General features: G+C 65.7%; 14 protein-coding genes. 10 read left to right on the forward strand and 4 right to left on the reverse strand.

The annotated features are described in order from the left end of the window. Positions 1 to 146 precede the first annotated feature (146 nt). The 6 genes from C8N34_RS14630 to C8N34_RS14655 all read left to right on the forward strand — a co-directional run bounded on the left by C8N34_RS14630 (position 147) and on the right by C8N34_RS14655 (position 5,871). The gene (locus tag C8N34_RS14630) at positions 147 to 743 is read left to right on the forward strand and encodes a GNAT family N-acetyltransferase (protein WP_108129442.1); all 597 of its coding nucleotides are present in this window, start codon (positions 147 to 149) and stop codon (positions 741 to 743) included. A gap of 9 nt (positions 744 to 752) precedes the next feature. Continuing rightward, entirely contained in the window at positions 753 to 1,790 is a 1,038-nt protein-coding gene (locus C8N34_RS14635; protein WP_108129443.1) for a GNAT family N-acetyltransferase, read from the forward strand. Further along, positions 1,787 to 2,317, forward strand: coding sequence for a GNAT family N-acetyltransferase (locus tag C8N34_RS14640; RefSeq protein WP_054304470.1), 531 nt, complete (start codon positions 1,787 to 1,789; stop codon positions 2,315 to 2,317). The genes C8N34_RS14635 and C8N34_RS14640 overlap by 4 nt, the downstream gene beginning before the upstream one ends. 72 nt (positions 2,318 to 2,389) lie before the next feature. Further along, positions 2,390 to 3,421, forward strand: a complete 1,032-nt coding sequence (gene obgE, locus C8N34_RS14645) for a GTPase ObgE (protein ID WP_054304469.1) — start codon at positions 2,390 to 2,392, stop codon at positions 3,419 to 3,421. Then, positions 3,421 to 4,536 (forward strand): glutamate 5-kinase, encoded by a 1,116-nt coding sequence (proB, locus tag C8N34_RS14650; protein WP_054304500.1) that lies wholly within the window; start codon positions 3,421 to 3,423, stop codon positions 4,534 to 4,536. The genes obgE and proB overlap by 1 nt, the downstream gene beginning before the upstream one ends. A 78-nt stretch (positions 4,537 to 4,614) precedes the next feature. Beyond that, complete coding sequence (locus C8N34_RS14655; protein ID WP_108129444.1) at positions 4,615 to 5,871, forward strand: glutamate-5-semialdehyde dehydrogenase; 1,257 nt, start codon at positions 4,615 to 4,617, stop codon at positions 5,869 to 5,871. An 18-nt stretch (positions 5,872 to 5,889) separates the two neighbouring features. On the opposite strand, the gene C8N34_RS14660 is transcribed toward C8N34_RS14655, so the two are convergent. Together C8N34_RS14660 and C8N34_RS14665 are read right to left on the reverse strand one after the other, a co-directional pair. Beyond that, positions 5,890 to 7,203: a M10 family metallopeptidase C-terminal domain-containing protein gene (locus tag C8N34_RS14660; protein WP_054304467.1), complete on the reverse strand. Its 1,314-nt coding sequence runs from the start codon at positions 7,201 to 7,203 to the stop codon at positions 5,890 to 5,892. A 70-nt stretch (positions 7,204 to 7,273) separates the two neighbouring features. Beyond that, positions 7,274 to 7,870 (reverse strand): histidine phosphotransferase family protein, encoded by a 597-nt coding sequence (locus C8N34_RS14665; protein ID WP_108129445.1) that lies wholly within the window; start codon positions 7,868 to 7,870, stop codon positions 7,274 to 7,276. Between the two features lie 38 nt (positions 7,871 to 7,908). On the opposite strand from C8N34_RS14665, the gene C8N34_RS14670 reads away from it, so the two are divergent. The 4 genes from C8N34_RS14670 to C8N34_RS14685 all read left to right on the forward strand — a co-directional run bounded on the left by C8N34_RS14670 (position 7,909) and on the right by C8N34_RS14685 (position 10,589). Further along, a complete protein-coding gene (locus C8N34_RS14670) occupies positions 7,909 to 8,091 on the forward strand; it encodes a DUF3553 domain-containing protein (protein WP_189379896.1) in 183 nt (60 codons plus the stop codon). 124 nt (positions 8,092 to 8,215) lie between these two features. After that, positions 8,216 to 9,001 carry an L-ornithine N(alpha)-acyltransferase gene (gene olsB / locus C8N34_RS14675; protein WP_108129446.1) on the forward strand — a complete coding sequence of 262 codons (786 nt, stop codon included), beginning with the start codon at positions 8,216 to 8,218 and terminating at the stop codon, positions 8,999 to 9,001. Then, the gene (olsA, locus tag C8N34_RS14680; protein ID WP_108129447.1) at positions 8,998 to 9,837 is read left to right on the forward strand and encodes a lyso-ornithine lipid O-acyltransferase; all 840 of its coding nucleotides are present in this window, start codon (positions 8,998 to 9,000) and stop codon (positions 9,835 to 9,837) included. The genes olsB and olsA overlap by 4 nt, the downstream gene beginning before the upstream one ends. A gap of 77 nt (positions 9,838 to 9,914) precedes the next feature. Then, the gene (locus C8N34_RS14685) at positions 9,915 to 10,589 is read left to right on the forward strand and encodes a GntR family transcriptional regulator (protein WP_108129448.1); all 675 of its coding nucleotides are present in this window, start codon (positions 9,915 to 9,917) and stop codon (positions 10,587 to 10,589) included. A gap of 3 nt (positions 10,590 to 10,592) precedes the next feature. Here the strand turns inward: C8N34_RS14685 and C8N34_RS14690 are convergent, their stop codons facing one another. Then, on the reverse strand, positions 10,593 to 11,651 hold the full coding sequence (locus C8N34_RS14690; protein WP_108129449.1) for an ornithine cyclodeaminase: 1,059 nt from the start codon (positions 11,649 to 11,651) through the stop codon (positions 10,593 to 10,595). A gap of 10 nt (positions 11,652 to 11,661) precedes the next feature. After that, complete coding sequence (rocF, locus tag C8N34_RS14695; protein ID WP_108129450.1) at positions 11,662 to 12,588, reverse strand: arginase; 927 nt, start codon at positions 12,586 to 12,588, stop codon at positions 11,662 to 11,664. Positions 12,589 to 12,626: the final 38 nt, after the last annotated feature.

Genomic DNA, 12,626 nt, shown 5'->3' on the forward strand with positions numbered 1-12,626 from the left:
AGGAAGGGGAAAAAACGGCCATGGCGGCTTTGGCAGCCCTTGTGCCGGAAAGACCCCGGCCCCAAGTCGCGGGAAGGGGGAGAGTTGAAGTTATTCGTGCGATGGGCGCCGGTTTGCGCCCGGGGGCGCTTCGAAGGAGGGAAGCGATGAAGCTGGATGTGATTGCGAAGGATCAGGATTTCACCGGGATCACCGGCTTTGGCCAGGTTGTCGACGGTGTGATCGGCGCAGGCCGTTTCGTGCTGCGCCCGGTCCGAAAATCCGATGCGGGCCTGTTTGCCATGTATGCGGGCGACCGCCGCGTGGCCGAGGCGACCCGCTCGATCCCGCATCCGCTTCCGCCAGGCGCGGCCGAGAACTTCGTGAGCCGTGCCATGGCGCATGACGGGCGCGAAGAGGTCTGGGTGCTGGACGGATCTGCGCATGGTCTGGCCGAGGTCTTGGGCGTCATCAGCCTCAAGCGCATGGACGAGGCGCAGTTCAACCGCGATCAAAGCGAGATCGGTTACTGGGTGGCACCTGCCTTCTGGAACACGGGCTTTGCGTCCGAGGCGGTGCGCGCATTGGTGATGGCCAATCCGCAGAAGAACCGCACCATCTTTGCCGAGGTGTTTCAGGACAATCCGGGTTCGGCCCGTGTCCTGACCAATGCGGGGTTCCAGTATCTTGGCGATGCGGAAACCTTCTCGGTCGCCCGCAATTCCAGGGTTCCGACCTGGACCTACCTGCGCAAGCTGGACTGAGAGGATAGCATGACCCTCTCCGCCCGGCTGAACGCGGGGCGGAGACTGCTCCGCCCCCTGACGATACAGGACGAGGCCGCCGTCGTGGCGGCGCTGTCGCGGATCGAGGTTGCCGGCTGGCTGACCTCGGTGCCGCATCCCTATGGCGTGGCTGACTTCCGCGACTGGCTGGCTACCGCGCCGCAGAACGCGGTCTGGGCCATTGAGGATGCGGGGGTCTTCGTCGGCCTGATCGCCCTGAAACCCGATGGCCCCGGCTACTGGATTGTGCCCGAGGCGCAGGGGCGGGGTCATGCCTCCGCCGCACTGGCCGCCGTTCTGGCGGCGCATTTCGCGGACCCGGAGGCGGGCGACCTGCCCGCGCGGTGTTTTGCAGATAATGCGACTTCGGCGCATGTACTTGAAAAGGCAGGGTTTCGTGAACGGGGTAGGGCGATGCAATTCGCCCGTGCGCGGGGTGCCGAGGTCGAACAGCGAGTGTTCATGCTGGACCGTGACACATGGGCCGCGCGCAATCCGCTGGTGATCGACACGCCGCATCTGCGGCTGGCGCCTCTGGAGGTGCCGCGCGACATTGCGCCGCTGGCCCGGATCGGCGGGCAGGCGGTGGTGGCGCGCAACACGGGCAGCCTCTTGTCTCCCTGGCCCGAGGATGTGGTGCGCGCCTGGGTCGAGGCGCTGCCGTGGCGCGGCTGTCCCGGCTTCAGGCTGGGTGTCTGGCGCAATGGGCGGCTGATTGGTGTCGTGCAGCTTCAGCGCAAGGCATCAGAGATCGGCCTGTTCCTGGACCCCGCCGAATGGGGCAAGGGCTATGCGCGCGAGGCGTTGCAGGCGCTGATCGCCAGTGCCTTTGCCCGTTTCGGCCTGCCGTCGCTGAGTGCCACCGTCTTCGCCGACAACGCAGCCTCGCTGCGGTTGTTGCGGGGGCTTGGCTTCGTTGAGACCGGCCGGGGCGAGGGGGAAAGCCCGGCACGCATCGGCCTGCATCCGACGGTTCTGCTGCGGCTGGACCGCGCGGCTGGAAACGGGCAGGATGCGGCACCATGACCGCACCCTTTGCCATCCGTGACGCCACGCCCGACGATGCCGCCGGTATCGCCGCCATCTACAATGATGCCGTGCGCAACACGACCGCCATTCTGATGGAGGGCGAGGTCGATGCCGCGAACCGCATCGCCTGGATGCAGATGCGCGGGCAGTTGGGCTATCCGGTGCTGGTGGCGGCCGAAGGCGCGGCGGTGCTGGGCTATGCCAGCTTCGGCGACTGGCGCCCGTTTGACGGGTTCCGGGCCACGGTGGAAAACTCGGTCTATGTCGCACCCGAGGCGCGCGGGCGCGGCGTGGCGCTGGCCTTGTTGCAGGTTCTGACAGATCGTGCCCGCGCCTGTGGCAAGCACGAGATGGTTGCCGCCATCACCTCGGAAAATACCGCCTCGCTGCACCTTCATGCCCGCGCCGGTTTCGTGGAAACCGGCCGTATGCCCGAGGTCGGGCAAAAATTCGGGCGCTGGCTGGACCTCGTGTTCATGCAGCGCCGTCTTGACGACCGCGCCGCACCTCCGCCAGCGCCCTGAAACGCAAGCCCTGCTTGCGCCCGCGCGGCTTCGCGGCTATCGCCAATCATCCAATCCCGAAGGGGCTCGCCCATGAAATTCCTCGATCTCTGCAAAGTCTATATCCGCTCGGGCGGCGGCGGATCGGGCTGCGTCTCGTTCCGGCGCGAGAAGTTCATCGAATTTGGTGGCCCGGATGGCGGCGACGGCGGCAATGGCGGCTCGGTCTGGGCCGAGGCAGTCGAGGGGCTGAACACGCTGATCGACTTCCGCTACCAGCAGCATTTCTTCGCCAAGTCGGGCCAGCCCGGCATGGGCAACCAGAAAACCGGCAAGACCGGCGATGACATCGTGCTGAAAGTCCCGGTCGGAACCGAGATCATCGACGAGGACGAGGAGACCGTTCTGGCCGATCTGGTGGAGGTCGGGCAGAAGGTGTTGCTGGCCAAGGGCGGCAACGGCGGCTTCGGCAACCTGCATTTCAAGACCTCGACCAACCGCGCGCCCGCCCGCGCCAATCCGGGTCAGGAAGGGGTGGAGCGCACGATCTGGCTGCGCCTGAAACTGATCGCCGATGCCGGGCTGGTGGGCCTGCCCAACGCGGGCAAGTCGACATTCCTTGCCGCCGTGTCCAACGCCCGGCCGAAGATCGCGGATTACCCGTTCACCACGCTGGTGCCGAACCTGGGCGTGGTGGGGATCGACGGGCATGAATTCGTCATGGCCGATATTCCGGGGCTGATCGAGGGCGCGTCAGAGGGGCGGGGTCTGGGCGACCAGTTCCTTGCCCATGTCGAACGCTGTTCGGTCCTGCTGCATCTGGTGGATGGCACGTCGTCGACCATCACCAAGGATTACCGCACCATCGTGGGTGAGCTGGAAGCCTATGCCGAAGAGCTGGCGGACAAGCCGCGCATCCTTGCGATGAACAAGATTGACGCGCTGGACAAGAAAACCATCGGCACCCGCAAACGCGCGCTGGAGAAAGCCAGCGGCGGGCCGGTGCATCTGATTTCAGGCGCCACGGGCGAGGGCATCAAGGATGCGCTGCGCGCGATCCATGCCGAGATCATGGAAGACCGCAAATCCCGCATGCCGGTGGAGGTGAAGCCGTGGCAGCCCTGATGCAGATCGCCGCGCCCGATGTGCGCGCGGCGCGGCGGCTGGTGATCAAGATTGGCTCGGCCCTGCTGGTGGACCGGCAGAAGGGGCTGCGGCAGGGCTGGCTTTCCGCGCTGGCGCTGGATGTGGCCGAAGCCAAGCTGCGCGGAACACAGGTGGTGCTGGTGTCCTCCGGCTCCATCGCGCTGGGGCGGATGATCCTTGGCCTGCCCGCCGGGGCGCTGACGCTGGAACAATCGCAGGCCGCCGCGGCGGTCGGGCAGATCCGGCTGGCGCGTGCCTATGAGGAAGTGCTGGCGCCGCATGGGATCACCACCGGGCAGGTTCTGGTCACGCTGGAAGATACCGAGGACCGCCGCCGTTATCTGAACAGCCGCGCCACGATGGAGACACTGCTGGGGCTGGGCGTCGTGCCCATCGTGAATGAAAATGACACGGTGGCGACGGACGAGATCCGCTTTGGCGACAACGACCGGCTGGCGGCGCAGATCGCGGTGACGGCGGGGGCGGATCAGCTGATCCTGCTGTCCGATGTCGACGGTTTCTATTCGGCGAATCCGAAGGAAGACCCGACGGCGCAGCGCTTCGATCTGGTGGAGACCATCACGCCGGAGATCGAGGCAATGGCGGGCGATCCGATTTCGGGCCTGTCGAAGGGCGGGATGAAGACCAAGCTGATGGCGGCCAAGACCGCCGTGGCGGGCGGTTGCGCCATGGCGATCATGGAGGGCTCGGTCCCGCGACCGCTGAAGGCGCTGGCGGAGGGTGCGAACCGGACCTGGTTTGTGGCGCAGGCTGATCCGCAGGTCGCGCGCAAGCGCTGGATCAATGCGATGAAGGAAAAGGGCAGGGTCCGGGTCGATGCCGGGGCTGTCACCGCGCTCAGGTCGGGCAAGAGCCTGCTGCCAGCGGGGGTGACAGCGGTCGAGGGTGCGTTCGGCCGGGGCGAGCCGGTGGGGATCATTGGTCCCGACGGCGCGGCGCTGGGGCGCGGGCTGATCCGCTATACGTCGGACGAGGCGCGGGCGATTGCCGGGCATCGGTCAAGTGATATTGCCGGGATCCTCGGGTATGAGGGGCGGGCGGCGCTGGTTCACCGCGACGATATGGTGATCTAGACGCGGAGGGAGATCCCGGGGGCTTCACGCCCCCGGACCCCCGTGGAGTATTTCTGCGAGAAGCAAAAGGGGCTGAGGATGGAAGACGCAGGCAAGCTGATGCAGGAGATCGGGGCGAAGGCCCGCGAAGCTGCGGCGGAGCTTGCCTTCGCGCCAGCCGAAGCCAAACGCGCTGCGCTGCTGGCTGCTGCCGATGCGGTGGCGGCGAGCGTGCCCGCGATCATCGCCGCCAATGCCGAGGATCTGGCCTATGGCGCCGAAAAGGGGCTGACGCCCGCCATGATGGACCGGCTGACGCTGGACGAGGGCCGGATCGGGGGCATCGTCGAGGGGCTGCGCGCCATTGCCGAACAGCCTGATCCTGTGGGGCGGGTTCTGGCGGAATGGGACCGGCCGACGGGCCTGCATATCCAGCGGGTGGCGACGCCTCTGGGCGTGATCGGCGTGATCTATGAAAGCCGCCCCAATGTGACGGCGGATGCGGGTGCGCTGTGCCTGAAGGCCGGGAATGCGGTGATCCTGCGCGGCGGGTCGGAAAGCTTTCATTCCTCGCGGGCGATCCATGCCTGCATGGTGGAAGGGCTGCGTTCCGCCGGTCTGCCGGAAGCGGCGATTCAGCTGGTGCCGACACGCAACCGGGCCATGGTTTCGGCCATGTTGCAGGCCGTGGCGTTCATCGACGTGATCGTTCCGCGTGGTGGCAAGGGGTTGGTGGGCCTTGTGCAGCGTGAGGCGCGGGTGCCGGTCTTCGCGCATCTGGAGGGCATCTGCCACATCTATGCGGACGGGGCCGCCGATCTGGAAAAGGCGCGGCGCGTGGTGCTGAACGCCAAGACCCGGCGCACCGGCATCTGCGGCGCGGCCGAATGTCTGCTGATCGACCGGGCCTTCTATGCCCGCCACGGCGCGGTGCTGATCGAGGATCTGGTGAAGGCGGGCGTCGAGGTGCGGACCGAGGGCGAATTGCTGGCAGTGCCGGGCACGGTGCAGGCGGCGCCCGAAGACTTCGGGCGCGAGTTTCTGGACATGATTATCGCGGCGAAGCTGGTCGATGGCGTGGACGGCGCGATTGCCCATATCCGCCGCTATGGATCGAGCCATACCGAAAGCATCCTGACCGAGGATGATGCGGTGGCGGCGCGGTTCTTCCAGCGGCTCGACAGTGCGATCCTGATGCGCAACGCCTCCACCCAGTTCGCGGATGGCGGCGAGTTCGGCATGGGGGCGGAAATCGGCATCGCCACCGGCAAGATGCATGCGCGCGGCCCGGTGGGGGCCGAGCAACTGACCAGCTTCAAATATCTGGTCACCGGGGATGGCACCTGCCGCGCCTGAGGGGCGCGGCAGAAGGTTTCAGCCGAGGATGAAATCACCGGCGCGCAGGGAAAGCGCGCTGTTGAGCAGGATCACCAGATCCGCCGCGCCGTCACCGTCGACATCGCCCTGGATCTCGGTTTTGCCGCCGGAGGTTTCGTAGCGCAACTGGCCTGCCTTTTCGGTGAAATCCTTCTTGCCGATGAAGGCGAAGGACTGGTTGCCATTTGCCGCCGCATTGGCGTCGATGGCGCTGAGGTCGATCCGGTCGCCCTGCTTGCGGCTGAAATCGAGGATTGTATCGGCAAATTCCTCGGTGCTGTCGGCGACGCTGGTAAAGACGAAACGATCCGCCCCGGCATTGCCGCGCAGCATGTCGGCGCCTTCACCGCCGGTCAGCGTGTCACGCCCGCCGCCGCCGGTCAGCGCGTTGTCCTCGCCATCGCCGGTCAGGCGGTCGGCGCCGCGTCCGCCGGTCACATCCTCGATGTCGCGCAGAAGGAAGGTGCCCTGCGCCGAGGTTGCGTTGCCGCTGGAAAGGTCGACCGTCAGCGATTTGGTGAAGGCCGAGAAATCGACAAGATCGCGGTCCTCGTCCTCCGGGGTGGAGATATTGCCGCCGCCTCCGACCACGACAAGGGCGGTCGGATCGGCCTGCTGTTTCACCACCAGCACATCGGCATCGCGGCCCAGAGCCACGAAAGAGGCGCCGCCGCTGCCCAGCACCACCTTGTCCATGCCGCGCCCGGTGTTGATCGCGTCGACATAGTTCACCCCGGTGGTGATCTGGTCATTGCCGCGCCCGCTGTAGAGGGTTTCGATCTCTCCTGTGGCAGTGATCGTGTCGTTGCCGCTGCCCGCGCGAACCGAGCTCGCGCCGCCCGCGCCGATGCTGGCGAAATTGTCCCCCTCGCCGAGGTCGATATACATCACCCCGGCATTTCCGGTGGTCACGCGGTCATTGCCCTCGCCGGTGGCGATGAAGCCGATCCAGTTCTTGCCGGTCGTGATCGTATCGTTGCCGTTGCCGGTGGTCAGAAGCTGCACGTCGCTGCGGGCCAGCTTCACCACATTGTCGCCCGCGCCGTCCAGGCGGATGGTGGCAATGAAGCGGCCGCTGCCCTTTGCGGAATCGGTGAGCGTCACTCCCAGATCGCCGCCGGCCTGAATGAGGTTGGTGCCCCAGTTGTTTCCGGTCAGCGAGATCTTGACCGTGGCAAGGCCGCTGTCATCCGGTTTCCAAAGCTCAAGTGCCTTCAGATGTCTGTCGGACCACACATATTCATCAAACCCGATGCTGAAATCGGTCGAGCCGTTCAGGGTCAGGCTCAGGTTACCATCAAGCGTTGCCATGTCTCTCTCCCTCGCGCTTACAACAGGCATTATTCATGCCCGCCCTGCGGAAGGAAGAAAAAAAGGGTTTTCAGAAGCTCAGCCGGATTTCCCCGTCCCGCGTCTCGACCCCGAGAGTGCGGCCAAGCCGGGTCAGTTCGTCCGGCACGAGGGCAAACTGCACCTGCGCGGCGGTGATCTGGTGCCGGGCGCCGGGGTTGGAAAGCACCTCCCACAGATCGGGGTCGATCCGCAGCTTCGGGCCCAGCCCGAGGATATGCCAGCCCCGGTCGTCGCGCTCGATCCGGATGCGGCCACCATGCACCATGGCGGTTTCCAGGCACATGATCAGCAGGAAGGCCAGTTTGACTTCGCGGCGGGGCATGTCCTGCGGTCCCGTCCAGTCAAAGCTCAGCCGGCTGCCGCGCGCCAGATCGGCCAGCAGCGCCTTCACCTCGGGCCGTCCAAGCCGCTGATCCCCGGTGCAGGCCCCGAAGGCGATGCGGAAGAAACGGATGCGCGCATTGGCATGGCCCACGCTTTCGGCAATTAGCGCGATTTCCGGCCCCGGCGTGCCGCCATCCAGCATGAGAAGCTCGACCCCGTTGCCGATCGCGCCGATCGGGCTGATAAGATCATGGCAGATTCGGGAGCCCAGAAGGGCACTGAGGTCGGGGCGGTCCGGCATGGATGTTCCTGACAGAGGACGGAGGGCAGGGAACGGAAATGCAACTGGGACTGAATGCACTGCTGGAGCCCGGCATGCTGGTACGCCACCCGCAGGAACCCGACTGGGGTCTGGGACAGGTCCAGTCGAATGTCGGAGCCCGGATCACCGTGAACTTTGAACACCGCGGCAAAGTTGTAATAGACGGGAGCCGCGTCACCCTGGAGCGTGTATTCGATTGATATAGCTTTATATCTCGAAACACCCCGGCGCAACTGGTGATTGAGCCGCAGAGGCGGGCCGCTTGCATTGCGCGGCCCCAGCGCCTAAAGCCGGTTCGGGCCGGAACGGACGAGGGAGCGCCGGATGAAGACCGACGAAAGCTTGTTCGAGGTGCGGCTTGCGGCCGATGCGCGCGACCTGCGCGCGGCGCAGCGCCTCCGCTATGAGGTGTTTGTCGGGGAAATGGGCAGCGACGGGCCGATGGTCGATCACGCGGCGCGGCTGGAATGCGACGATTACGACGATCTGTGCGATCACCTTCTGCTGATCGACCGCAGTCGTGATCCCGAACGGCTGGAAGATGTGGTGGGCGTCTATCGGCTGTTGCCGGGCGCGCGTCTGCCCGAGGGCCGGGATTTCTACTCGGAGCAGGAATTTGACCTTGGCCCCTTGCTGGGCGGGGGGCGGCGCCTGCTGGAACTGGGCCGTTCCTGCGTGCATCCCGATTATCGGGGCGGGCCTGCGATGATGCTGATGTGGAACAAGCTGGCCGAGTATGTGCTGGACCGCGACATCGACCTGATGTTCGGCACGGCGAGCTTTCCGGGCACCGATCCCGCCAGTGTGGCCGAGCCGCTGGCCTACCTTTACCGCCACCACCTTGCACCCGAGGGGCTGCGCCCGGTGGCGCGTGCCCCGCACCGGCTGGAGATGGACGCTCTGCCGCCCGAGGCGGTGGACCGCCGCCGCGCCATGCAGGCGACACCGCCGCTGATCAAGGCCTATCTGCGGCTGGGGGGCTTCGTCGGGGATGGTGCCTGGATTGACCATGAATTCAATACCATCGACGTGTTGCTGGTGATGGACACTACGCAGATGTCGGCACGGCACCGCGACTATTACACCCGCCGTCGTGGAGACGAAGCATGAGCTCCTGGCACGAGGCGCGGCTGGAACCCGGCCGCATCGGACCGCTGGGCTGGGGGCTCGTCGGGCTGCGGGGGCTGGCACTCGGGGCAGTGACCTATGGCTGTCTGGCGATCTTCCTGCTGGTACGGCTGGTCGAAAAACCGCTGTTCGGCCTGCACCGCCCGATCACGCCCTGGATCACCCAGTTCGTCTGCCGCGCAGGTCTTGCCATCATGGGGTTCGGCTATAGCGTGACCGGGCGGCCGATGCAGGGGCAGGGCGCCATCGTGGCCAATCATGTCGGCTGGCTGGACATCTTCACCCTGAACGCCGCCGACCGGGTGTATTTCGTATCGAAGGACGATGTGGCGAACTGGCCCGGCATCGGCATCCTGGCACGCGCCACCGGCACCATGTTCATCAACCGCCGCCCTGCCGAGGCCAGGACCCAGCAAGAGATGATGGAGACGCGGCTGCGGGCCGGTCATCGGCTCCTGTTCTTCCCCGAGGGCACCTCGACTGATGCGACCCGGGTCTTGCCGTTCAAGACCCCGCTGTTTCAGGCGTTTTTCACCCATGGCATGGACCGGGTACTGCATATCCAGCCAGTGACGGTGGTCTATCATGCCCCCGTGGGCCGCGACCCGCGCTATTATGGCTGGTGGGGCGACATGGATTTTGCGGGCCATCTGATCAAGGTTCTGGCCACCCCCCGGCAGGGCCGTGTCGAGGTGATCTTTCACCCGTCCGTCCCCGTCGATGCCTTCGCAGATCGCAAGCAACTGGCGGCCTATTGCGAAAGGGTGATCCGCACCGCGCATCCGCTTGCGCAGACCGCCGAAATCCACGCGGAATGACGTCGGAGCGACGCGGATCGGCTATTGATCAAATCGCGGTGCTGCCCCATGTTCCGCGAGATCACGGAGGGCAGGCGATGGACGACACAGGGCAGGACCGGGGCGAGGCGCGGAAAATTCCGACGCATGAGCTCACCTATCTGCGGCTGCGCGACATGGTGCTTTATGGCGTGCTGCTGCCGGGACAGCCGGTTACCATCCAGGGTCTGATCCGCGATCTGGATGCGGGCATGACCCCGGTGCGCGAGGCGATCCGCCGACTGACCGCCGAAGGGGCGCTGGCGCTTCAGGACAACCGCCGCGTGACCGTGCCAAGGATGACGCCAGATCTGTTTGGCCAGCTGGTCCATGCCCGTCTGGCAATCGAACCGAAGCTTGCGGAACTGGCCGCCCCCCGGCTGACGCCCGAACGCATTGCCCGGCTGGAGGCGATCGACGCGCTGATCGAGCCGGCGATCCGGGCGGGCGACGTGCAGGAATACCTGCGTCAGAACCACGCCTTCCACTTCACGCTGTACGAAGCAGCCGGGGCAACCGTGCTGGAAGACATCGCCCGCTCGCTCTGGCTTCGGTTCGGGCCGTCGCTGCGGGCCGTTCTGGGGCGCTATATCGAGAATGGCCTGCCGGACCGTCATGCCGATGCCCTGGCTGCAATGAAGGCGGGCGATCCGCAGGCGCTGGCCGAGGCGATCCGCCTCGACCTGACGCAGGGGGTGGAACAGGTGCGCGACGCGCTGGCGGAAACCGCCTGAGGCTCAGGCGGCCTGCGCCGCCCCAGCGCGCAGCAGCATGCCGAACAGGTCGCGCGGATCATCCGGGTCGGCGATCATATCAAGGTTCTGATACAGGCCCGAGGTGCGCAGCCGCGAATGGACGTAGCGCAGCGCGCTGAAATCCTCGATGGCGAAGCCCACGCTGTCAAACAGCGTGATCTGCCGCGCATCGGTGCGTCCCGCCGCCTGACCGCCGATGACCTGCCAAAGCTCCGTCACCGGATGATCGGCCTCAAGCTGCTGGATCTCGCCCTCGATACGGGTTTGGGGCGGGTATTCGACGAAGATGCCCGACCGCAGCAGGATGTCGCGGTGGAGTTCCGTCTTGCCGGGGCAATCGCCGCCGACCGCGTTGATATGCACGCCGCTGCCAACCATATTGTCGGTCAGGATGGTGGCATATTGCTTGTCGGCGGTGCAGGTGGTCACGATCTCCGCGCCTTCCATGGCCTGTTCGGCACTGGTGCAGGATACGACGGTCAGCCCGCGCCCCGCCAGATTGCGGGCGCATTTCACGGTCGCAGCCGGGTCGATGTCGTAAAGCCGGATCTCCTCGATGCCGCAGACTGCCTTGAAGGCCAGCGCCTGAAACTCCGCCTGCGCGCCATTGCCGATCATCGCCATCACCCGCGCGCCCTTCGGCGCCAGCCATTTCGCTGCCATGGCGCTGGTCGCCGCCGTGCGCAGCGCCGTCAGCAGGGTCATTTCACTGAGCATCAGCGGATAGCCCGTTGCCACATCCGCCAAAAGACCAGATGCTGTAACGGTTTGCAGGCCTTTCTTCATGTTCGACGGATGGCCGTTCACATATTTGAACCCATAGGTCTCACCATCCGAGGTCGGCATCAGCTCGATCACGCCCACCTCGGAATGGCTGGCCACGCGCGGGGTCTTGTCGAACAGCGGCCAGCGCAGGAAATCGGCCTCGATCTCGGCTGCAAGCTCGGCCATCATGCGTTCAACCCCGATGTGAAGAACAAGCTTCATCATGTTGTCAACGCTGACAAAAGGCACAAGAGCATTGCGGGAGGGGGCGGTCATGTCATCTCTCTCAGGTAAAGCTGCGGGTCGGACGGTCGAACACCTTGCGGCCCATCAGCGAGCCGACCAGATCGACCATCAGCTTAGCGGTGCGGCCCCGGTCGTCGAGGAAAGGGTTCAGTTCCACAAGGTCGAGCGAGGTCACCAGCCCGGATTCGTGCAGAAGTTCCATCACCAGATGCGCTTCGCGGAAAGTGGTGCCGCCCGGAACAGTGGTGCCCACCGCAGGCGCGATGGAGGGGTCTAGGAAATCGACATCGAGGCTTACATGCAGCATCCCGCCCGCCTCGCGCACCTTGGTCAGGAAGCTGCGCAGCGGTGCGACGATGCCATGTTCATCCAGCACCCGCATGTCATTGATCGCGATATCATGTTCCAGCAGCGCCGCATGTTCTGCCGGATCGACCGAGCGGATGCCGTAAAGACAGATGCGGTCTGCCGGAATCGGGGCCGGGAAGGGCGGGAAAGCGTCGAACCCGTCGCGCCCGGCGATATAGGCGACCGGCGTGCCATGCAGATTGCCGCTGGTCGTGGTCATCGGCGTGTGGAAATCCGAATGCGCATCCAGCCACAGCAGGAACAGCGGCCGCCCGGCCCGGCGTGCATGGGCCGCCGCCCCGGATACTGACCCCAGCGCCAGCGAATGATCGCCCCCCAGAATCACCGGCATCGCGCCTTCGGACAGCGCGTCATCCACACGGTCCGCCAGAACCTCGGTCCAGCCCAGCGTCTCGGGCAGCTGATCCACCGCCGGGTTGGCGCAAACGGCCTCCTGCAGATCTGGCAGGGCGACGTCGCCCCAGTCCTCGACCCCATGGCCCAGATCGCGGATGGCGCCGGCAATCCCCGCCACGCGATAGGCCGCCGGGCCCATCAGACAACCGGGGCGGCGCTGGCCGGAATCGACGGGCGCGCCGATCAGAATGGTCCGTGTCATGGCAAATCTCCTGTTCCGACAAACATGTTTTCACTTTG

Origin of the sequence: Gemmobacter caeni (genome assembly GCF_003054195.1) — a bacterium.
GTDB lineage: Bacteria > Pseudomonadota > Alphaproteobacteria > Rhodobacterales > Rhodobacteraceae > Gemmobacter > Gemmobacter caeni.